Raw genomic sequence first — 20581 nt, forward strand, 5'->3', positions numbered from 1 at the left:
ATCTGTTTGATATAATTATAAACCCAAATCCAACATTTGGGAAGTTCCTAAAAAGTGCCATATTTTTGGTAAAATTAGTAAAACGATGGCACTTTTAGTGACATACAAAACTTTAATAGTTATAAAAATTTTGTAATATCTATAATAATATATTCCCATCAAGGTCTATAATACCAGCTTTTATAGCATTTATGACTATTCCTAAATCATTACTCGCTTTAAATAAAATATTAAGTTTGTTTAAATGTCTCTTTAATGTCCTTTCTGATATATTAATTTCAGGAATTATTAATTTTCTTTCATTATTACGTGCTAATGATGACAAAATTAATTTATCAGTATTATCAAGTTTCGATCCTATAGCTCTTAACACTTCACTTCTATGAGATATAGATTCTTCAATATAGCTTACTATATTTTTTAGTATAATACTTTGTTGCTTAATGTTTGGAATATTTATACGTGACATATCGAGATAAGCTATTATCTTTTCATAATAATAATCAACAATTGGTACTGCAGTACAATACCAGTCCTTAAATAAGTCGCAGTAATGGTCTTTGCCATATAATTCTGCCTGGCTGTTGTATTCCATAGCTACACTAATCGCATTTGTGCCGCAATCTTCAAGTCTTAAACTGTTACCTTCGGTAAAATCCAATTTGTTAAAATAATCTTTCAGTTGATCATTATATATAAGCTTGATTATGTAGCCATTTCTATCGCACAAAATGAAGAAATATCCTTTTTTAAGCAATAAGTTATATTTAAAGTTTTTATTGAAGAGGTTATCGAGCATTGAAATTAAAAAACTATTTTCCTTCTGCCGCTTTGTAAGTTCCTCATTGCAAAGCACTTTATCGAAAGTTCTTTTATTTGGATTGATATTTATAAGCAATGATTCCCCATATAATATAGTTAATTCTGCACATCCTCTCTTGATAACAGTTTCACTGTTCATAAATATCACTCTCCAAATATTAATTTGTTATTTATCTATCATTTCATAATATATTTTCTACAAAAATATAGAAAATCCTTCTATGTTTTATTGTAATAAATATATTTTTCTACTTACACAGCTATACAAACCAATAGTTATCACTGAGGCACAGTCTTTGACACCGCCTATTATAACGTAATTGCTTAACCTTGTATAACAAACAAATAACTATCTTTTTATATTATGTTAAAATTATTATGAACTTATTTCTGTCTCATACGTTATATATATGAAAGGTGGGCAGGCGATGGATGAAATCAAACTTATAAATGATGCCAAGTGCGGCAACAAATCTGCACTGAATGTATTAATAACCGAAAATTATAATATTGTTCTCGGATATTGTATAAAAATGACCGGAAACACATCACTTGCTCAAGATATCGCACAAGAAACAATGCTAAAGGCAGTATTGAATATTAATAAATTTAAACTAGATTTTAAATTTTCTTCATGGCTAGTGAAAATTGCTATAAATACTTACAGAGACTTTTTAAGGAAAAACAAATTAACAGACTCTATTGATGATATAGATTTACCTACTAAAAATAATTTTGAAAATGATGTTATTAATAAAATTGATTATAAACAGGTAATGGAAATATTATTAAGCTTGCCATATGAAAAAAGAGCAATATTTATATTGAAACACTATTATGGATATAAATATGAAGAAATTTCCAAAATAATGAATTGTCCGATTGGCACAGTCAGATCAAGGCTTCATTACTGTATCAAATATATATTAACTGAAATGGAGAGAAGGAAAATGATATGAAAAAAAAGAAAAATGATATAAATCCTGAAAATATAGATGCTTTTTATGGAGAATTGGATAAGAAAATCAATTATAATGATACGATAAATAAACTTAATAAAGTATCACATAAGCTTGACATATTCATCGAGCCTGATGAAAAAATAAATGCGCTTGAGATTATTCAAAAGGCTAATATGATACACAGGAAAAGAAAAGATAAAATTGAGCTTATCCTCTTTTTGTCAGCTGCAATTGCTTTTATCTCTTCATTGATGGCATTAGCTTTATTTAATTTAAAAACGATTATCATCATAGAAAGTCTGATTTATTTGACATTACCTTTGCTTATAATCCCGTTTTTAAGATTCAAACAAGATAAATCGGAGGTGCGATAATGAAATACTACTGGCTTTTATTGTTATTTACATTGCTTTTATCACAGGCAACATGGATTTTCATAGATGCACGAAAAAGAGGTGAAAAATATTACTGGCTTTGGGGCTTATTCGGGCTATTGAATATTCCATCATCATTGATAATCTATCTTTTAGTGACACGTCATGGCGAATCAAAATGTACAAAGTGTGGCTCATCAATAAAAAGCAATTACAATTATTGTCCATTCTGTGGCAATAATTTAAAACCCTCAATATGCACAAAATGTGGCATGGAGATCAAAGATAATTGGATATATTGCCCGAATTGTTCAAAAAAATTGAAGGAGGAATAATTTATGTTTACTGATCTAAGTAAATTTGAAATTTTAATATTATTCAGTTAATACTTATGTTGTTTTCCATTTATAGGCTTATACAACAAAGTTTTAAAACAAATAAGCTTTAATGTTGATACAGGCTCTGTTTATGGTTTTTTAGGTAAGAATGGTGCTGGTAAAACAACTACTATGAATATAATGACAGGTCTTATCAACTTTTCTATTTCCCCATATATATCCCTTTTTTGATATCAGTTGCGGCAACTTCCTCCATTATATCTTCTTGATTCTTTATATTTTTAAACGCTGCCGATAGCATTAACTTTATCCTATTTAACTGATTGACTTCGCTTGCACCGGGGTCATAATCAACAGCCGTAATATTTGCATCTTTGTATCGCTCCCTTATAGCTTTAAGCACACCTTTGCCTGTTATATGATTTGGCAAACATGCAAAAGGCTGTACACATACTATATTCGATACTCCTTCTTCTAAAAGCTCTATCATCTCTGCTGTCAAGTACCATCCCTCACCAGTTATATTGCCAAGTGATACGATAGGTAACGCATAATCTTTTAATTTGCTCAATGATTTTGGCGGACTAAATCTTTTGCTTTTCGCCAAAGCCTTTTTCATTTCATTTCTGTAAAACTCTAAACCTAAAATCCCAGCGTTTTGAAGGACTTGTCTCGTTCTGCTTCCTGACAAATATTTATATTTTTCATTTGCATGGTCTAAAATAAATATTAGAAAATCTATCAAACCGGGAACAGTTACTTCTACCCCTTCTTTTTCTAATACATCGACAATACTATTGTTTGCTGTAGGATGATATTTTACAAGTATTTCACCTACAACACCTACTTTTGGCTTAATAATGTTATTTATCTCGATGTTATCAAAATCCTCAACAATTTGCCTCACATATTTTTTAAAAAGTTTTAAGCTTCCGCATCGCACAGATTCAATACATTTTTTGACCCATTTCTCATATAGATGATTTGAAGAACCTGGTATTTTCTCATAAGGTCTTACCCTAAGCAGAACATTTAGCAGCAAATCGCCATAGACCAAGCCAATAAAGGCTTTATTCAAAAGTCCTCCTTTTATTTTAAACCCCGGGTTTTTCTCCATACCTACAAAATTCAGTGAAATTACCGGTATTTTATCAAATCCTGCGTCTCTCAAAGCCTTACGCAAAAATCCAATATAGTTTGTTGCTCTACAGCCACCACCTGTTTGTGTAATCATTACAGATGTATTATCAAGGTCATATTTCCCTGACTTTAATGCTTCAATTAACTGCCCCACTACGATTATAGAAGGATAACAAGCATCATTATTGACATATTTTAGCCCCTCTTCGACGGCTGCTTTATCAATAGAAGGCAATACTTCTAAGTTATATCCTGATACATTAAAAGCTTCCTCAAGAAACTGGAAATGTATCGGGGACATTTGAGGTGCAAGTATCGTATGCCTTTTACGCATTTCCTCTGTAAAGATAATTCTTTTAAAGGCTTTTGATTTATTATCTATTATAGTTTTATTTCTTTCATTTATTGCAGCTATTAATGAACGAATTCGTATCTTTATAGAGCCTACATTTGTTCCTTCATCTATCTTCAAGATTGTATATATTTTCCCATAGGGGCTTAAAATTTCCTGAACTTGGTCAGATGAAACAGCATCAAGCCCACAGCCAAATGAATTAAGCTGTACTAAATCGAGGTTTTCTCTTTTTGCAACAAAACTTGCCGCAATATAAAGCCTTGTATGATACATCCACTGGTCAACAACTCTTAAAGGTCTTTCGACATTTCCAAGATGCGATATAGAATCTTCCGTAAGAACAGCAATACCAAATGATGTTATTATTTCTGGTATCCCATGATTGATTTCCGGATCTATATGATATGGCCTGCCAGATAGTACTATTCCCCTCTTTCCGGTTTCAGCTAAATATCTTAGGACTTCTTCACCTTTGCGGTGCATATCATCTTTTACTCTTTTATCTTCATCAAATGCTTTATCTAATGCATGTCTTATCTCTCTTTTAGTTATCTTAAATTCCTTCAATTCACTGTATAGCCTATTTGCAAGTCTTTCTTTATTATCAAGGGCCAGAAATGGATTCAAAAATTTCACACCTTTTTCATCAATTATGTCCATATTATTTTTAATGACTTCAGTATATGATGTGACAATCGGGCAGTTATAATGATTATCTGCATCATTAAATAAATTTTGCTCAATTGGGATACATGGGTAAAATATAGTCTTTATTCCTTTATTTATGAGATTCATAATATGCCCGTGTACCAATTTTGCCGGATAACATACGGATTCTGACGGTATTGTGTCCATTCCGGACTCATATAACATTTTGGATGACCTGTCAGATAATATTACCCTAAAACCTAAGTATGTAAAAAATGTAAACCAAAGTGGGTAATTCTCATACATATTTAAAACCCTTGGTATACCTATTGTCCCTCTATATGCCTTATCAGCTTCTAATGGCTTATAATTAAAAATCCTCTTGTATTTGTAGTCATAAAGATTCGGTATGTCATTATGGCATTTTTCCTTTCCTGCACCCCTTTCACAGCGGTTACCTGATATATACTCACGTCCATCATTAAATTGGTTAATTGTAAGAAGGCATCTGTTTGTACATTTATTACATCTTCTATTCGATATATCCGTGTGGAAGTTTTCCAATTTGTCCATAGATATAATAGAACTTTTTGAGCCTTCTGTATATCTCTCCTTTGCAATTAAAGCTGCCCCAAATGCTCCCATCAAACCGGCAATTTGTGGTCTTACAACATGCCTTCCCGTAACTAGTTCAAAGCTTCTAAGTATTGCATCATTTAAAAAAGTACCGCCTTGAACGATTATTTTCTCACCGAGCTCTTTTGGATCCCTGATTTTTATTACTTTATACAGGGCATTTTTTATAACTGAATATGATAAACCTGCAGAAATATCCCCTATTGTTGCACCTTCTTTTTGAGCCTGCTTAACCCTTGAATTCATAAATACGGTGCAGCGGGAACCAAGATCAACAGGTCTCTTTGCAATTAATGCAGCTTTTGAAAATTCTTCAACAGACATATTCAGTGTCGACGCAAATGTCTCAATAAATGAGCCGCAGCCTGATGAGCATGCCTCATTCAGCATTATACTATCAATCACACCATTTTTAATTTTTATACACTTCATATCCTGCCCACCGATATCCAATATAAAGTCTACACCAGGAAGAAAATATTCGGATGCTTTATAATGGGCGATCGTTTCAATTTCACCGATATCTACCATCAATGCAGATTTAATAAGGCTTTCACCATAGCCTGTTACAGCAGAATTAGCTATATACGCTTTGTTTGGCAATTTTTTGTAAATATCTTTTAATGCTTTTATAACAGAATTAAGTGGATTGCCTTCATTACTGCTATAATATGAATAAAGTATTGCACCATCATTATCGATTAATATCAATTTTGTTGTTGTTGAGCCAGCGTCAATGCCCAAAAAACAGCCACCTTTTGCATCATTGATATCTTTTCTAACCACGTTAATTTCTTTATGCCTATTCTTAAATTCATTTAATTCTTTATCATCAAGAAATAAAGGCCTTAATCTTTCTACATCGTTTTTTACATTAATAGGTGATGTTTGTGCTCTATAATAAAGATCCCTCAATGATAAAGAATTCTCATTTCTCGAAGAAAGTGCTGCTCCAATAGCAACGGCCAATTGTGAATTCTCAGGGAAAATAATTTCTTTTTCAGTTAATTTCAATGTTTCAATAAATCTTTTCCTTAATTCTGATAAAAAATATAAAGGTCCACCTAAAAATGCCACAATGCCTCTTATTGGTCTACCGCATGCAAGTCCACTTATTGTCTGATTGACTACAGCTTGAAATATAGATGCGGCAATGTCTTCTTTTGCTGTACCTTCATTTAAAAGTGGCTGTATATCTGTTTTTGCAAATACACCACAGCGGGCTGCTATGGGGTATATCACCTTATAATTTTTAGCAAGTTCGTTTAAACCCTGTGCATCTGTCTTTAAAAGTGTCGCCATTTGGTCTATAAAAGCACCTGTACCTCCTGCACAGCTTCCGTTCATCCTTTGTTCAATATTACCATCAAAATATGTAATCTTAGCATCTTCGCCCCCCAGCTCTATAACAACATCTGCTTCTGGGAAAAACTTCTCAACTGTTTTTGTGCCTGCAATAACCTCCTGTATAAAGGGTATTTTAAGCCATTCTGATACCATCATTCCAGCAGAACCTGTTATCATAGCAGTCAATTTAATATCATGAAATTTATTGTATGTTTCCTTTATTATGTTCATGATTGTTTCTTTTATGTTTGACAGATGCCTTTGATATTTGCTTAATATTATATCATCATTATCGTTCAGAATAACCAATTTTGCTGTCGTTGATCCTACGTCGATACCTAAACTGTATGTACATCCGCCCACTTTAAATTCTCCTTCAATTTCAATTTAAAATAGTATAATATGCTACTCTTTTGATATGAAATAATAGTGAAATATCTTAATATAATTTTACCACACCGATATGTTATATAAAAGAATTAAAATAAATAGTCATAGCTTAAACAATAAAAAGCCCTATAAAATTTTACATAGGGCTTTGTAACTATGATAACTTATTCTGGCATCAAAACATTTTTATTTTCTTTAACAAAATACATAAATACAAAAGATATTAAAATGAAGACTGCTGCTGCGAAATATAACGAATTATATCCGATGTAGTCCATGACAGCGCCAAAAACCGGTGGTGTAACTATTGACGCAAGTGATGAGAAAAGATAATAAAGTCCTGTATATGTTCCTATTTTTTCAGATGACGTATAACCTACGACGAGCGGATATGAATTTATATTAAATAGTGCATTGAAAATTCCGGCAACAGGCATCAAATATTGTATTACAGTGAATTCTCTTACATTCATAAACAGCAAAAATAATATTGCCATTCCAAATGAACCTATCATCATTGTCTTCTTTTTCCCTATTTTAGATGCGATAAATCCCGCAGGTATTGCTGCTAAGATAAATGCACCAGAGTAGAAAAACATGCTAAACGATGATACACTTTCATTTACACCAAGGGCCATCTTCGCATAACGAGTAAAGAATGTCTCAACAGCACCAAAGCCACCAATCATCATAAATATTGATAAAAGTGTAAATAGCAGTGATTTATCTTCCTTTGACATAACATAAAATAACGATTTAAATGTGTTTTGCCTTTCCTCATTTTCACTTTTTGTGAAAGTCTTTGGTTCTTTTATTGAGAGTATCAAAATTATCGGGACTATTAATGATAATATTGAAACTAAAAAGAAAGGATATGCTTTATTTAATTTATAAAGCTGTGATCCAACAACAAATATTATCGATGCCCCAAGGCCACCCATGAAATTAATTATTCCATTCGCTTTGCTTCTATGTTCTTCTTCTACTATATCAGGCATAAGTGCAACAATAGGTGTGCGGTATGTAGCTATTACAAAATTAAATATTAGGTCTAAAATCAATAATGCTACAAGGCTATTTTGCAAAGGTAACATTGCATATAGGATACCTGCTAATGGCATGCCGATAACGATGTATGGCATACGGCGGCCAATTTTAGTATGTGTATTGTCGCTTAACGAACCAAATATAGGTAGCAATATTAAATTAGCAATATTATCCCATACCATAACTGTACCAATTAATGTATTGCTATTTGTAAAATTGCCGAGAAATATAGGCATGTATGCATTATATGCCGCCCAAACCATTGATACTACCATGAAACCAAGGCCAAGATTAAAAACTTTGCCATAGTTTAACCTCGATGACATAATTATCCCCCTCTTAAATCATTTACAATTATATTTTATCATTTATTGTTTCAGAATATATATAATAAATGTTAATTTTATGTTACATAAAAGTTATTTGTGGTGTGTCACACCGTATCAACATTTACCCCAAACACAGTTTTGAATATACAACCTCGGTTTAAACTTTACCTGTTAAAATTTTGTAATAGTTTTGTCCAATATAGGACTATTGGAGATTCTCCAATAACCCTTTCTTGTATTGGCGTGTTTCCAGGCTTTCTCTTTGTTTGCATCTAGTTTTATCAGATTGTCATACCTGGTTTTGATTTTCTTCCATTGTTTCCATTTGCAAGCCCTTAATCTTCTACGAATCCATAGGTCCAGGAATTTCGATTTGCCTCCGGTGTCTACTATCCCGAAGTAGTTTATCTATCCCATGGCTATCTGATTTAATCTTTTAATTCTGTTTTCCATACTGATATTCGTTATTTCTCAATATCTTCTTTATATGGCTTGCTATTAATACAGTTGCACCTCTTTCTTTTTCTTCTAACAATATCTTTCTTACAAGGCTCACACCATCTTCATCGAGGGAATTTGTGGGTTCATCAAGCAAGTTGTGGCTTCTCCATTATAGCCTGCGCTATTCCAAGCCTCTGCTTCATACGAAGGGAGTATTTCTTGTACGGCCTTTTATCATCAGTGTTAAGCCCTACTCTTTCTATAGCGTTTTTAATCTCCTCATCACCAATGACATTTTTTATTGATGCTAAAAATTTTAAATTTTGAAAGCCCGTCCATTGGTTCCAGAATCCCACGTTTTCTATTATCAAGCCGAGGCTTTCTGGAAATGAGGCATCTTTGCCAATTTTCTTGCAAAATGCTATTACATCACCTTGAATAGGTCTTATTAAACCACATATAGCTCTAAAAAGCATTGTCTTTCCTGAGCCATTTCTCCCAATTGTTTATGTTGCACTAAAATTTTTCACTTGACAAATACACCTTTTATTTTCAGGTTTCTCTTTTTGTTTATCATAATAGGTGCTTCTTGGGTATTCTAGTATATTACACATGGTTTCAACATTGTATTTATCAGCATTATCTTTTATTATTGCATATATGGTATCAGGATTTACTTCTTTGCGAATATAGCCATAGCTTTTTTTAATATCTCAACTTTCTCCTTGAGCTTGGCATTTTCTTTTCTTATTCTATTTAATTCCTCAAGAGTAAAAGACTCCCTTTTAATATTCATAGGTTTCTTTTTCTTAATCCAGTTACGTACTGCTGTTTCGCTTAGGCTATATTCGCTGCAATTCTCTTTTACCGGCTTCCATGATAATGATAGTTCAACTATCATTTCTTTAAAAACATTTGTAAATGTCTTTCTCTTTGACATCTTATGGACGCATCCTTCCTTCATCTATTAGTTTATATAAAACCTTATTTTGTGTCGATACTTATATACTAATATACTAACATCAAGTGGATAAAGCAATTTTCTCCTGTACAGGTATCAGATAATGAAAAAATAACTACTAAAGAATATCAGGCAATGAAAGAACGTATTGCTGCTGCCAAAGTGTCCCTCATTAAGGGAAATGCATCTATGTTTCACTGCTACTATATTATAACATTAACAAAGGAATAAGGGCATTAATATAAAGAAAAAAATAAATGATTAAGAGAAAAACAAATCTCTTAATCATTTATCAAAAGCTGTCCTTTTGTACTGTCAAAATTTAAATTAACATTAAGTCCCGTTAATAAAAACCTTGCAGGTACATATGTTGTTCCATCGTCAGAAATAAACGGATCCACATCTGAAGTATAGCTCTGGTTGTTAACTGTAAAAGTGTTGCTTTCAATCGTAAATTTCACAGATATGTTATTGAGCGTTGTAGTTACAGTATTCGTTGCTCCATCCCAGTCTACTTTAGCACCTAGTTTTTCTGCAAGAATACGATAAGGAACAAACACTCTATTTTGGCTTATAAACGGTTTAGTTGAGTCATCAAAAGTCATTTGCTCTCCGTTAACACAAACAGTAACATTGTAGTTTCTGTCAGGATAATCTTCTTTGCATAGGTCTACAATCAGATTGCCATTATTGTCTTTATATGACTTAATTGTTAAATCATAATTTAAGGTATTTCTAAACTTCAAGTCCCAATAAGGCCAGTCAACTGCGGCATCATCACCATTGGGGGCATAGACTACAGGTCCATTATGATGATGTCTTTCTATTATCTGAAGTCCTAAGCTCGCAGCTGCTCTATAAGCAGCAGTGCTTGCTTCGCAAACACCACCACCTAGATCCTTATAGTATCCTAAGCTTGAACCTGATAGACCAATTACAAAACCTCTTTCTGTGGTTCTTCTACCTACTACATTATTGAAAGAAAAAACTTGTCCTGCCTTTATAACATATCCATTCATGTATTCTAAGGCTTTAGTAGCATTGATAATGCTATTATAGAATTTGGGATCTGATGATGGTGTAACTGTACCTACACTTAATATTTGTGCTTTACCTATAATAGGTGCAAGCAAAAAAATAAATACTGATAAAACCAATACTATCTTTTTCATGACAAAAGTTTCCTTTCAATAATTTAAATATAAAATTTTAACATAAAAAAACGTTGTAAAATGCAACGTTCTTACTCTATGTTTATAAAATATTATCAAGCTGGCACATCCATTTTTGGGGATGCACCATTTATAACCATAACATCACTTACAATTTTAAATACAACTGTTTTTGTTGAGGCTGTAATTTTTGTGCTATTTCCTGTATTGCTTCCTGCATTGCTTTCCGTGCTGTTTCCTATAGCGTAAAGATAATTATCATTAGAACCAACATAAATAGTTCCATCGTAACCTATGGTTGGTGAGGGTGGTGAGCCACATATCACATATCCAGTTTGATACTTCCACTTAAGAGAACCGTTATTATTGCTGGTGTCGTACGGTGAACGTCCTGTATGCTGTAGCCGTGGCGAAACATAGACTAGCTTCCTGTTTCAGCCTTTGCTATAGACGGCGAAAAAACATTGTACTAATTACCATGACGAATGTTACAAATACAGGAAGCAATTTTTTAACTAATTTCATTAATATCTTTTCTCCTTTTAGATAAAGAGTATTTTCGGCAACTCTCGTTGCCTGATATATCTGAATTTCAGGAGATATATTTTAAATCTATCCCCCAAAAATTCATATAGTATAGATTGTCTGCTGTGTCTTGACATTCCCATAGGCATTGTCAAATCACACCGTTTTGTCTGATATCTCAACAGTGACTTTCCCACTGCTGTTGATTAAAGTGTAAACTTTCCGTCCTGCAAAATTTCCAGCAAAGTAATTTACACCCGGATTTAAAGATTTTATATCAGAGCCATCAAATGAGTATGACGACAGCTTGTATATATTCCCGTTTTTATATTATGTCGGCATAATTATCGCATTTCTTTACTTTTATTTTTAAAAATTCATTCTTATTTGATGAAATTTCATAATTCAAAAATTAAAAGCAATTTATTAACATAAGAATTGTTTTTATTCGGTATGCGCATACCTTAATTTAATAGTCTTCATGTTCTTGCTGGTTTCGTTTTGTCTTTTCCCATTAATATCAACATTTCTTTTATTTTTTGCATAAAAAAAACGAACTTATTTAAGCCCGTTTGCTAACTTCTTATTGAGTCCCCAGATGGGGAGGCTTCACAAAAGCGGTACATGGTATTCCTGCGGTGATATAAGGCTTGGGCAAGGAAGAGAAAATGGTAAACAGTATTTGAAAGATAATAAAGAAGTTGCTGATAAAATTGAAGGTAAGATCAGAGAAAACATTAATCTAGTTTATGGCAAAATACAACCTGCTGATGATGAAACAGCAAATTGACATTTAGGTATGCGTTTTTTATGCGCATGCCTTCATTTATAATAAAATACAGTCCGACATGATACTTCGGGTTGCTATTATAATATGGGAGGTCAGGGAGAGGTTTTATCTCTCAATCATTATTATATCTTTTATTTATAAAAAAATTATGAATAAATCGTAAAAACTTTATTCTATATTTTCACCATTATAGGTTTTACTTCATAATATTAACATCACATATAATATCGTATATAATATTATCATAAGCATGGATGGGCAAATTTGTATCCAAGAAAGAAAAGTTAATTAAGAAAGTCAAGAACAATCCTAAGATATTTAAGCCAATATTACGCATCTTTTTCGTTCATTCCTATTATATTTATCTCTTCCAAAGCAGGAAATTCATAAATATCCAGCGGTATCTCCTGCAAAAGTTTTATGGTCTCTTTAAAATCACATCGAAAATTAAGGTGATGCTCAGATAATATTCTTTCCAGTGACATGTTTTCCCATTCTGCCCATCTAGCATACCTTGAACGCTCTCCAATATACTTCCGCATAACCTCTTCTTTATCCACATTGCTCATAACCTCATCGCAAATATAAAAATTGCAGACGTAGTTGCGATATACAGGTGGAAGTGTACACCCATATCCGCTCTTGACAAATGGACAGGTTCTAAAGAAAATGGTCTTATCTTTTATACCATCATCTTCTGGACCATTTTTTAAATACTCTAAATAACCTTCCTGGTCAAAATATCCTTTTGCGTGTAAATAATAATTATAAATGACTGTTCCAGGATTATCAACTATTCGCTTCAACACTTGTAAACCATCAGCTGACTTGACCATTCTATGTATGTCTATCAGTTCAAATTTTGGAAAATATGAACAGCACCCTCGCATTTTTATACTACAATAGCTTATTCCCATTTTACTAGTACAGTGATTGCAGGAAGTACAGATATAGCGAGCATAACCTAAATATTCATAGCGTTCCAGATAGATTTTATCCATTGTTTCACCTCTTTACTGTTTTTAACCTAGTACAATCTTCTGATAATAACAAAACAGTAAACTAATATTTATGAATGCGTCATTATGCGCATACCATGAAGTTTATTATATTCATTCATATTAAAATGCAGCCCGATATGATGGTTCGAGCTGCAATTAATAATAAGGGAGGTCAGGGAGAGACTTTCTCTCTCAATCATTATTATATCTTCTATTTGTGAAAAAATCATGAACAAATTGTAAAAACTTTACTCTATCTTTTTACCATTATAGATTTTACTTTATACTGTTGATAGCATATATAATGTTATATATAATATTATTAGACGTACGAAGATGATAATTCGTATCCAAGAGAGAAAAATTAATTGAGAAAATAAAAAACAATCCTAAAACAGTGCGTTTTGAGGAAATTAATAAGATTTTATTAGATATTGGTTTTATCAGGACACAGCCTGCAAAAGATTCGAGTCATTATACATATCATCTTGATAATTTAACCATAACTATACCTTATAAAAGACCTTATATTAAGGTCGCATACATAAAACAGGTAATTAAATTGCTTAATATTTTAGGCTATTGAAAGGAGAAGTGTTATGAAACGTAAATCTTTAGATTATTATTTATCATTAAAATATCCGTTTAAAATTGAAGTATTGTCAGAAGATGATGGCGGTGGTTTTTTTATCACTTATCCTGATTTGCCTGGTTGCATGAGCGATGGCCAGACATTAGAAGAAGCAATTGCTATGGGCGAAGATGCAAAAAAATCATGGATTGAAACAAGATATGAAAATAGCATGGAAATACCTGAACCTTTTTCTTCTGAAGACAGATTCAACGGAAGAATTACTTTAAGAACACCAAAAAGTTTGCATAGAGAATTAGTTAGAGCAGCGGATGAAGAAGGTACTAGTTTAAACCAATATATAATTTATTTATTAAGCAAAGGTCTTAAAGAAAATCGAAAATACATTTAGGTATGCGGTTTTATGCGCATACCTTCTTTATAAGCCTTTTATAAATCTTTCAGGATGCTTCTCAATGTTATTAATTCTTTTATTCAGCATTTTTCTTGCCTTATTTATTTCCTTATTAGAATACCCGAAAAATCTCATTACCCACAGTATATGTGCCGTTATATCTGAATCTTTCATCGTAACTATATCAGATATTTCGTATCCAGCCCATTCCTCAAATAATGAAAGTTCCAATGCGTATTTTTAATCTTTTTCTATGCCATATACATCATAACATGTTTCTTTATCCTGACTGACTAAGTCTATACATATTGTTGTCTTCTCACTGTTAGTAGTAGGTTTACAGCATTTGACATTCTTATACACCTTTTTGTATGTCTTAATATTTTCTTTCTGGTCTGGATACAATTTAATTAAGGCTTTTTCCACGTCTTGCCACAGCGTTTTGAAAAATAATTCTTTTATATTCATTACAATCTCCCATATCCAATAGCAAAACCACACCAATGTTTGGCTTCTTCAGGTTCTTCTATAGGCTCATATTCACAGTTTTTAATGAATCTACAACATTTTTATTACAACCATAGTAGGTTTTTGATACATTTTCTAAAATAAGCATGATATTAATACAACTTCTTATTTACAGGACTTTTAAATTTATTAGGATAACTACTATATCAACAATCATTGCAAGTAGATTCACAAATATAGCATATAAGTCGTTGTAAAGAGTTGCAACTTTCCCTCTTGTTCTAATTTTCATATATATTAAAAGCTATTATTTGTATGATAGGTACTATAAAAACAAATAATAATTTGGATACTGCATTTGAAACTTCTCCACTAATCTCCATTGAATAGCAACTGTCTGAGGCAATGCTTTATAAAAAATGAGATTTATAATAAATATAAGAACAGCAAACAACCAGTTATTTTTGCCAAAAAAATTTATTGCTTGCATAAACTCTTTTCTCTTTTCTATAGATAAGAAAATTCACTTACATAAATTGCCATAATAAATTTGTGTGCAAAAAATTTAATAAAAAAGGGTTATAGTGGTACTGTTACTGACATTGTTACTTTAAGTCTTGCTAATTGCTATAGAACTATATTTGGTAAAATCTTAAGCCAAGGTGTTTGGAATATAGAATATGCTTGGAGAGCTATAAGGCGGGAAGTTATTCGTATTATATTCGAATTATCCCAAACTCATAGAATCCGATATTTATGATTTTTGATGATACTATCGTTGAAAAAACTAAGTCTTCGTTACAGGCTAAACATTCTATTCAGGCAACAGGATTTCATCAATCACATTTAAAGGGAAAGCAAGTTTGGGGACATCGGCTTCTTACTATGATGTTATCCTGTGGCAAAGTAGCATTACCTTACTACATTGAACGCTATGAAAAAGGTAGTAAAAGCAAAGTTGAAAGAATACGTGAAATGGTATCTATGCTTCCAACACCTAAAGGGCCAGCAAATGGACTTTGTGATTCATGGTTCACAAACGAAAAAGTAATTAATGCTCATTTTAAAAGAGGATGCCATCTCATAGGAGCACTAAAAACTAACCGGATTATCTATCCAATAGGCATCAGAGTTCAAATAAAAGATTTTGCACAATATATAGAGAAGAACGAAGTTCACCTCGTTACAGTGAATAGTTCTAGGTACTGGGTATATCGCTATGAAGGAGCCTTAAATGGAATAGATAATGCTGTAGTTCTAATATGCTTAAAGAAAAAGCATTTAACAATCATAAAGCTCTACATGCATTTATTTATACTGATACTGAATTAGATACTGAGACTATTCTAAATTATTATAATCAGAGATGGCCTATAGAGATATTTTTTAGATAGACAAAGAATAATCTCGAATTAAATACGTATCAAGTACGCTCAACAAAATCAATAGATAGATTGTTATGCCTTATATCATTGACATGCCTGTATTTTAAGCTTCAAGCGATAAATATTACAAATTTGGGTTAGGAATAATAATAGCTCGTAAAGAAGTACAAAAGCTGCGTATTCAATGGATTTATGAACAAGCTAAAAACAATATATCTATTAACAAGATTTTAAACAACTAAAATTAGCGTAGGTAAAGTGTATTTATTCAGTGGTAATATTTGCTATTATTTTTCTCATTTATAGTAATTTAAATACTTTTGGCCACATTACTTTATTAACTCTTGCTGTAGCTGCTGATAAAGCTAGATCTTTTGATTGTTTAAAGCGCACAGCTTAATTTTTGCACTTAAATATTTATCACTTTTTACCATTAATCATCTACAGAATTTTTATGCTCTTTTTTAGCCTTTGTCATTTTCTATTAAACATTGTAGTGAATGATTCATGGGAGGGAAAGGTATTTTTTTTATACTCTTCCCTTTTTCTATTTTTACCGCCTACTAAAATTATACACTAAGCAACTATACTTTAAGGATACATAAGCATTCATCCCCATCACAAGTAAGGAAGATGAATGCTAAGCTACAGGTAATTTGTGATTTAGATCTTTCGCCACAACTTCTAATATCCTTTTTAGTTCCAATTCTATCTTTGTTGCACCTCCACTATACTGATGCTTTCTCTTTCAAGATCGATGATATCATTTACAGCTTTCTCTTCATTGGCGTTATAACTTTTCCATCAGTACTATACCGTAATCCGACTCCCCGCATAACCATCCGACTTACTTTTGTTCTAAACTTACAATAGCGAGTCCCATAAAGGATTGACAATACCACCAGAGTTTTCAAACGCTAATATTGTAAAGCATACCAAGTCCTATGATCATGAGGAAACATTATTACTTTTGCCATCACGATTAATAATATTCTATCTTCTGCTGATTCAACAACACGAACTTTCCAAATTAGTTATTTCGGGACTGCAACACCTTCCGGCTTATCATCACTTATACCTTAAGTCATACTCTTCATGTTACCATACATTACTTAAGGCTTAGTATCAGCTGCTGGCTAAACTTTACTGGACATTTGCACTCGCTTTAACGCCAGAACTTTGCTCAGCATACCAAACCATTTCCTCGATTTTTTATATTTCAATTTTGTTCATTCTAATTATAGAAATAATATAAAACATTAAGCCTAACATTAAAGTAGATATTAGTGGTTTTATAATATCTGATGTACTAAAGGTATTTGCTAATACAATAAGCTTATTTGGTATATATGCGGATAATTTTTCAATATTCATTAGTGCTGAAGCCGCAAAATTTATAATCAATAATGCGACAGCCGCAACAATTGATTTCTTGAAAAGACTGCTTAAAAATGTCAGCAATATTACTGTATAGATATAAAAAAGTGATATCAATGTTGCAGAATACATGATTTTACTAAAAGGTATTGTGTTATATTTAAATAAAGTATCTGCATAATAATAGTTAATGGAGAATCCCATAAATATGAATATTATCAATACAATTGAATAATGCAATATCTTTGATGTGACCATTGCAGCAGGATTTAAACCCTTTGAATATGGAAAAAGTAATTTATGTGATGATATCTCATCACTTAATATCCCCATCAATGTCAATATTACAATTATAAAAGATACTTGGCTTAAATCCTTTATATAGTTTTGAATAGCAGTTCTAAAGTCTATTTTTATTAATGCACTGATATCGCCTGGAATCTTATCCTTAAGCATAATTGGTAACACCTTTAACATTATAGGATCTAGAATTGCAAAAAGTATTATACCAATGGCAAGAATGAGGTATCTGTATTGTCTTATTGACTCAATTATTTCCTTCTTAAAATATGCATTAAATGCTGGCATTTTTCTTCACCAACCTTATAAATATATCTTCTAAACTTGCTTCACGTATTTTATACGAGATTACTGGATTATCAAGTTTTGCGATTTCTCTTATCAGTTTTGTCTTTGCTTCATAAATGTCATTTACGTATATACTTGCAGTATTTTTATTTATTCTTATGCTATCAATCCATTTTATTTCATTGAATTTATTGCTAAAGTTACCACATGGATTTTCAAATTCAATGTCATAAATAGGCTGGATATAATTCTTTTTAAGTTCATTTAGATTTTCGGATATGATAATTTCGCCTTTATCAAGTATGCTTATATAATCACATACCCTTTCAACATCATTTAATATGTGTGTTGATAAGAAAACTGTTTTGCCTTGTTTTTTTAATTCGGCTATTATTTCCAATACATCAAGCCTGCCTTGTGGATCAAGTGCAGATGTGGGTTCATCGAGGAATATTATCTCAGGGTCATTCAGCAATGCTACAGCTATGCCAAGTCTCTGCTTCATACCCCTCGAATATTCCCCAATTTTCTTCTTTCTTGCATATTTTAGATTTACACTTTCAAGAATGGTCTCAATACTTTCATCTTTGCTTTTCATATTGCTTAATTCACCTATGAAGCTTAAATATTCTTCTGAGTTCATATAGTTATAAAACACGGGATTTTCAGGCAGATAACCGATTCTTTTTAACAGTCTTCTTTTATTTTCACTGAATTTTAGGCCATCAATATATATGTCACCACTATCATATCTAATAAGACCTGTAAGAATATTCATTGTTGTTGTCTTACCAGCACCATTTTTTCCTAAAAAACCATAAATTGAGCCTCTGTCGATTTTGAAAGATATTTGTTTCAAAACTGTGTTATTTCCATAGCTTTTAGTTAAATTATTTACTTCAATCATATAACAAACATTCCTCTCTAATCAATTTATAACTTCTACATTCATTGTGGTCAAATATTCTTCACCTATTTGCATTGGGAATCAGAATAATATGATAGATAAATAGTCTACTCTTTTTCCCTTCCGATGATGAGAAATATAAGTGGTCCTAAAATTTCTCCAAGCACTATAATTATAAGCCAGGCCCATTTCGGCAAAAATCTGACTTTATCCTTGGTAAGACGATATATTGAGAAAATCATGAGACCTAATTGAATGATTATTAACGGAGCAAAAAGCTTTATTATTTCAGATGTACTTAAATTATCAAACATAATTTATTCCTCCTTCAATTTTTTTGAGCAGTTGGGACAATATAACCATTCATCTTTAATCTCCCTGCCACAATGCGGACATAATGAAGTTTTTAACATATTGCCACAATATGGACAATATTTGTAACTTTTTTTTATTGAAGCACCACATTTTGGGCATTTCGAGACTTCATAGCGCGTCACTAAAATATAGATTATTAATGATGATGGCACATTTAAAAGTCCAAACAAACCCCAGAGCCAATAATATTTTTCACCTTTTTTCCTTGCATCTATAAATATCCATGTTGCCTGTAATACAAGTAATATAAATAATAGAATAAATAATAAATACTTCATTTTTTAACCCCCTCTACTCCTCTCTGAATTTTAATAATGGCACAACAGTCAACGGCAAAGATAAATAAATTATAATTTGACAAATGATTATTAACTTAAAGTCTTTAAATGCAGCTAGAATCAAAAATGCTATAAACGTAATTGAAGCAAGTATGAAGATTACAAGCTCTTTTCTATCTCTTTTTTTATTACGTATTTCATTAGCTTTTTGAATAAATTCAAATGCATTAATTTTTACGTCAGGCTCATTAAAAATATCAAACATATCTGAAATTTTATTGAGCTTATTAAATGCATCATTATCAATGCTTTTATTATCTGACTCATTATAAAAAGAATCTATAAGCTTAGGATCTATATCATTATGACATTTCTTCATATCAATTTCCTTCTTTCCATCTCATCTATAATATACTTAATGCAGTAGTGCAACCTTGAACGTACCGTTCCAATTGGGCAATTCATTATTTTAGAAATTTCTTCGTATTTATATCCATAATAGTGTTTCAATATAAATACCGCCCTTTTTTCATATGGAAGGCTTAACAATATTTTCATAACTTCTTTATAGTGGACCTTATTTATAATATCATCTTCTACACTATTTTCGGAAAATATATCTATATCATCTATAGATTCAGTTATTTTGTTTTTTCTTAAAAAATCTTTGTAAATATTGATGGCAATCCTTATTAACCACGAAGAAAATTTAAAATCCGGTGTAAACTTATTAATATTTAATACTGCTTTTAGCATAGTCTCCTGTGCTATGTCCTGGGCAAGTGATATATTTCCTGTCATTTTGATACAGTACCCGAAAACAATATTATAATTCTCAGTTATAAGCAGATTTAATGCATATTTATCGCCGCTTTTTGCATCATTTATAAGTTTGCTCTCATCCATCACATGCCCACCTTTCATAAATATAACGCATAA

General features: G+C 31.6%; 21 protein-coding genes and 3 pseudogenes. 7 read left to right on the forward strand and 17 right to left on the reverse strand.

Going from position 1 to position 20581, the window contains the following annotated elements; translation table 11 throughout:
* Window positions 1-139: 139 nt before the first annotated feature.
* Entirely contained in the window at window positions 140-961 is an 822-nt protein-coding gene (locus tag CPG45_RS05920) for a sigma-54-dependent transcriptional regulator family protein (protein ID WP_096231068.1), read from the reverse strand.
* A 289-nt stretch (window positions 962-1250) separates the two neighbouring features.
* Between CPG45_RS05920 and sigY (CPG45_RS05925) the strand changes: the two genes are divergently transcribed.
* The 4 genes and pseudogenes from sigY (CPG45_RS05925) to CPG45_RS05940 form a co-directional block, all read left to right on the forward strand.
* Window positions 1251-1781, forward strand: a complete 531-nt coding sequence (sigY, locus tag CPG45_RS05925; RefSeq protein ID WP_096231069.1) for an RNA polymerase sigma factor SigY — start codon at window positions 1251-1253, stop codon at window positions 1779-1781.
* Window positions 1778-2158 carry a DUF5345 family protein gene (locus CPG45_RS05930; RefSeq protein ID WP_096231070.1) on the forward strand — a complete coding sequence of 127 codons (381 nt, stop codon included), beginning with the start codon at window positions 1778-1780 and terminating at the stop codon, window positions 2156-2158. The genes sigY (CPG45_RS05925) and CPG45_RS05930 overlap by 4 nt, the downstream gene beginning before the upstream one ends.
* Window positions 2158-2493 (forward strand): zinc ribbon domain-containing protein, encoded by a 336-nt coding sequence (locus CPG45_RS05935; protein ID WP_096231071.1) that lies wholly within the window; start codon window positions 2158-2160, stop codon window positions 2491-2493. Before CPG45_RS05930 ends, CPG45_RS05935 begins: the two co-directional genes overlap by 1 nt.
* Before the next feature lie 72 nt (window positions 2494-2565).
* Window positions 2566-2688: pseudogene (locus tag CPG45_RS05940) on the forward strand (ATP-binding cassette domain-containing protein); the annotation flags it as partial.
* Window positions 2689-2698: 10 nt separating this feature from the next.
* Here the strand turns inward: CPG45_RS05940 and CPG45_RS05945 are convergent.
* The 8 genes and pseudogenes from CPG45_RS05945 to CPG45_RS05975 all read right to left on the reverse strand — a co-directional run bounded on the left by CPG45_RS05945 (window position 2699) and on the right by CPG45_RS05975 (window position 11288).
* Window positions 2699-6985, reverse strand: a complete 4287-nt coding sequence (locus CPG45_RS05945) for a 2-hydroxyacyl-CoA dehydratase (RefSeq protein WP_096231072.1) — start codon at window positions 6983-6985, stop codon at window positions 2699-2701.
* A gap of 191 nt (window positions 6986-7176) precedes the next feature.
* Window positions 7177-8385 (reverse strand): MFS transporter, encoded by a 1209-nt coding sequence (locus tag CPG45_RS05950; RefSeq protein WP_096231073.1) that lies wholly within the window; start codon window positions 8383-8385, stop codon window positions 7177-7179.
* Window positions 8386-8559: 174 nt separating this feature from the next.
* Window positions 8560-8859: pseudogene (locus CPG45_RS05955) on the reverse strand (group II intron maturase-specific domain-containing protein); the annotation flags it as partial.
* Entirely contained in the window at window positions 8825-8983 is a 159-nt protein-coding gene (locus tag CPG45_RS18450; RefSeq protein WP_231969024.1) for a P-loop NTPase family protein, read from the reverse strand. The pseudogene CPG45_RS05955 and the gene CPG45_RS18450, both read right to left, overlap by 35 nt.
* A complete protein-coding gene (locus CPG45_RS18455) occupies window positions 8976-9305 on the reverse strand; it encodes an ATP-binding cassette domain-containing protein (protein ID WP_231969025.1) in 330 nt (109 codons plus the stop codon). Before CPG45_RS18455 ends, CPG45_RS18450 begins: the two co-directional genes overlap by 8 nt.
* A gap of 197 nt (window positions 9306-9502) precedes the next feature.
* Window positions 9503-9769 (reverse strand): transposase, encoded by a 267-nt coding sequence (locus tag CPG45_RS05965; RefSeq protein ID WP_157732338.1) that lies wholly within the window; start codon window positions 9767-9769, stop codon window positions 9503-9505.
* Between the two features lie 302 nt (window positions 9770-10071).
* The gene (locus tag CPG45_RS05970) at window positions 10072-10962 is read right to left on the reverse strand and encodes a VanW family protein (protein WP_096231075.1); all 891 of its coding nucleotides are present in this window, start codon (window positions 10960-10962) and stop codon (window positions 10072-10074) included.
* A 95-nt stretch (window positions 10963-11057) separates the two neighbouring features.
* Window positions 11058-11288, reverse strand: coding sequence for a PQQ-binding-like beta-propeller repeat protein (locus CPG45_RS05975; RefSeq protein WP_096231076.1), 231 nt, complete (start codon window positions 11286-11288; stop codon window positions 11058-11060).
* Between the two features lie 797 nt (window positions 11289-12085).
* Here CPG45_RS05975 and CPG45_RS05980 point away from each other — a divergent pair.
* Window positions 12086-12277, forward strand: coding sequence for a hypothetical protein (locus CPG45_RS05980; RefSeq protein ID WP_231969026.1), 192 nt, complete (start codon window positions 12086-12088; stop codon window positions 12275-12277).
* A 329-nt stretch (window positions 12278-12606) separates the two neighbouring features.
* On the opposite strand, the gene CPG45_RS05985 is transcribed toward CPG45_RS05980, so the two are convergent.
* Window positions 12607-13278 carry a hypothetical protein gene (locus CPG45_RS05985; RefSeq protein ID WP_096231077.1) on the reverse strand — a complete coding sequence of 224 codons (672 nt, stop codon included), beginning with the start codon at window positions 13276-13278 and terminating at the stop codon, window positions 12607-12609.
* 599 nt (window positions 13279-13877) lie between these two features.
* On the opposite strand from CPG45_RS05985, the gene CPG45_RS05995 reads away from it, so the two are divergent.
* On the forward strand, window positions 13878-14261 hold the full coding sequence (locus CPG45_RS05995) for a type II toxin-antitoxin system HicB family antitoxin (RefSeq protein WP_096231079.1): 384 nt from the start codon (window positions 13878-13880) through the stop codon (window positions 14259-14261).
* Window positions 14262-14288: 27 nt separating this feature from the next.
* Here the strand turns inward: CPG45_RS05995 and CPG45_RS18165 are convergent.
* A pseudogene (locus tag CPG45_RS18165) lies at window positions 14289-14732 on the reverse strand (DUF6557 family protein).
* Between the two features lie 756 nt (window positions 14733-15488).
* Here CPG45_RS18165 and CPG45_RS17400 point away from each other — a divergent pair.
* Complete coding sequence (locus CPG45_RS17400; protein WP_231969027.1) at window positions 15489-16064, forward strand: hypothetical protein; 576 nt, start codon at window positions 15489-15491, stop codon at window positions 16062-16064.
* 1265 nt (window positions 16065-17329) lie between these two features.
* Here CPG45_RS17400 and CPG45_RS06020 read toward each other — a convergent pair.
* The 6 genes from CPG45_RS06020 to sigY (CPG45_RS06045) all read right to left on the reverse strand — a co-directional run bounded on the left by CPG45_RS06020 (window position 17330) and on the right by sigY (CPG45_RS06045) (window position 20548).
* Entirely contained in the window at window positions 17330-18082 is a 753-nt protein-coding gene (locus CPG45_RS06020) for an ABC transporter permease (protein WP_096231082.1), read from the reverse strand.
* On the reverse strand, window positions 18069-18989 hold the full coding sequence (locus CPG45_RS06025; RefSeq protein WP_096231083.1) for an ABC transporter ATP-binding protein: 921 nt from the start codon (window positions 18987-18989) through the stop codon (window positions 18069-18071). The genes CPG45_RS06020 and CPG45_RS06025 overlap by 14 nt, the downstream gene beginning before the upstream one ends.
* Window positions 18990-19096: 107 nt before the next feature.
* A complete protein-coding gene (locus tag CPG45_RS06030; protein ID WP_096231084.1) occupies window positions 19097-19303 on the reverse strand; it encodes a PLDc N-terminal domain-containing protein in 207 nt (68 codons plus the stop codon).
* Between the two features lie 3 nt (window positions 19304-19306).
* Window positions 19307-19642, reverse strand: a complete 336-nt coding sequence (locus CPG45_RS06035; RefSeq protein WP_096231085.1) for a zinc ribbon domain-containing protein — start codon at window positions 19640-19642, stop codon at window positions 19307-19309.
* 13 nt (window positions 19643-19655) lie between these two features.
* Window positions 19656-20021: a DUF5345 family protein gene (locus CPG45_RS06040; RefSeq protein WP_096231086.1), complete on the reverse strand. Its 366-nt coding sequence runs from the start codon at window positions 20019-20021 to the stop codon at window positions 19656-19658.
* Window positions 20018-20548 (reverse strand): RNA polymerase sigma factor SigY, encoded by a 531-nt coding sequence (gene sigY, locus CPG45_RS06045; RefSeq protein WP_096231087.1) that lies wholly within the window; start codon window positions 20546-20548, stop codon window positions 20018-20020. Before sigY (CPG45_RS06045) ends, CPG45_RS06040 begins: the two co-directional genes overlap by 4 nt.
* Window positions 20549-20581 lie beyond the last annotated feature (33 nt).

The sequence above is a fragment of the Thermoanaerobacterium sp. RBIITD genome (assembly GCF_900205865.1).
GTDB lineage: Bacteria > Bacillota > Thermoanaerobacteria > Thermoanaerobacterales > Thermoanaerobacteraceae > Thermoanaerobacterium.